At 77.5% G+C, this 1,388-nt stretch carries 2 protein-coding genes; both read left to right on the top strand.

Annotated features, from left to right (window positions below):
* Positions 1-907: DUF4231 domain-containing protein (locus MCM47_RS40730; protein WP_238861329.1), on the top strand; the 907-nt coding region annotated here is incomplete at its 5' end.
* A 73-nt stretch (positions 908-980) separates the two neighbouring features.
* On the top strand, positions 981-1,388 hold a 408-nt coding region (locus MCM47_RS40735; RefSeq protein ID WP_238951832.1), incomplete at its 3' end, for an alpha/beta fold hydrolase.

Raw genomic sequence — 1,388 nt, forward strand, 5'->3', positions numbered from 1 at the left:
GCGGGAGCACGAGCTGCTGCCCGCACTGTTCTGGACGGCCGACTCGGCCTCGTTGCAGGGGCAGCGCCGGTCCGTCCTGCTCTCGGCCTGGGAACTGGTGCTGCTGGTCGCCGCGGCCGGGTTCGGCTCCGCCGACGGCGAGCCGTGGGCCTGGTCGGCCGCGGTGGCCTACCTCGGCGCGATCGGCCTCGCGGTGGTGATCAGCCGGCAGAACCCGCAGGGCCTCTGGTACGAGGGCCGGGCGGCCGCGGAGTCGGTGAAGACGCTCGCCTGGAAGTTCGCCGTCCGGGCCGACGCCTTCCAGCCGCCGCCGCGCACCCTGCCCGACGCCGAGGGGCTGTACAGCTTCCAGCTCGGCCGGGTGCTGAACGCCTTCCGGGGCAGCCGCGCGGTCGGCGCGGCCGCGGAGGGGCCCGACGCGCCGATCACCGCGGCGATGCGCGGCCTGCGCGACCAGCCGCTGGCGGTGCGCCGCGAGGTCTACCTGCGGGAGCGGATCCTGGTGCAGCACGACTGGTACCGCTCCAAGGCCCGGTACTGCGCCCGGGCCGGCTTCTGGACCGGCGTGCTCGGCGTGGTGCTGCCGGGGCTCGGCCTGGTGCTCGCGGTGCTGCGGGCGATGGGCGGCTTCGGCTACGACGCGCTCGGCACCGTCTCGGCGGTGGCCGCCTCGGTCACCGCCTGGGCCCAGCTGCGCCAGTACCGGCCGCTGGCCGCCGCCTACGGGCTGGCCGCGGACGAGCTGGAGCTGATCCGCGACCAGCTGGCCCGGCTCGACCTGGGCGCGGCGGACGCCGAGGAGGTCTGGGCCAGGCTGGCCCGGGACGCCGAGGACGCCGTCTCCCGCGAGCACACCACCTGGCAGGCCCGCCGGGAGGTCCGCGGGACCACGGACCGGGACCACTGACGGAGGACCGAACGACCGGGGCCGCCGACCGGAGCACCCCGGAGTACCGAGGAGGCCGCGCGTGACGTTACGGATGGTCAAGGCGGCGGACGGCCGCGCCCTCGCCGTCGAGACCGTGGGCGACCCGCGCGGCCGGCCGGTGTTCCTGCTGCACGGCACGCCCGGCAGCCGGGTCGGCCCGCACCCGCGCACCAGCGTCCTCTACCGCCTGGGCATCCGGCTGGTCTCCTTCGACCGGCCCGGCTACGGCGACTCGGCCCGGCTGCCCGGACGCCGGGTCAGCGCGGCCGCGGCCGACGTGCGGACCATCGCCGACGAGCTCGGCATCGACCGCTTCGCCGTCCTCGGCCGCTCGGGCGGCGGCCCGCACGCGCTGGCCTGCGCCGCGCTCCTGCCCGAGCGGGTCACCCGGGTCGCGCTGCTGGTCAGCCTGGCCCCCCGGAACGCGGCCGGCCTGGACTGGTACGGCGGGAGGGCGGCC

The organism is Kitasatospora sp. A2-31, from assembly GCF_022288725.1.
In the GTDB taxonomy this organism is placed as follows: domain Bacteria; phylum Actinomycetota; class Actinomycetes; order Streptomycetales; family Streptomycetaceae; genus Kitasatospora.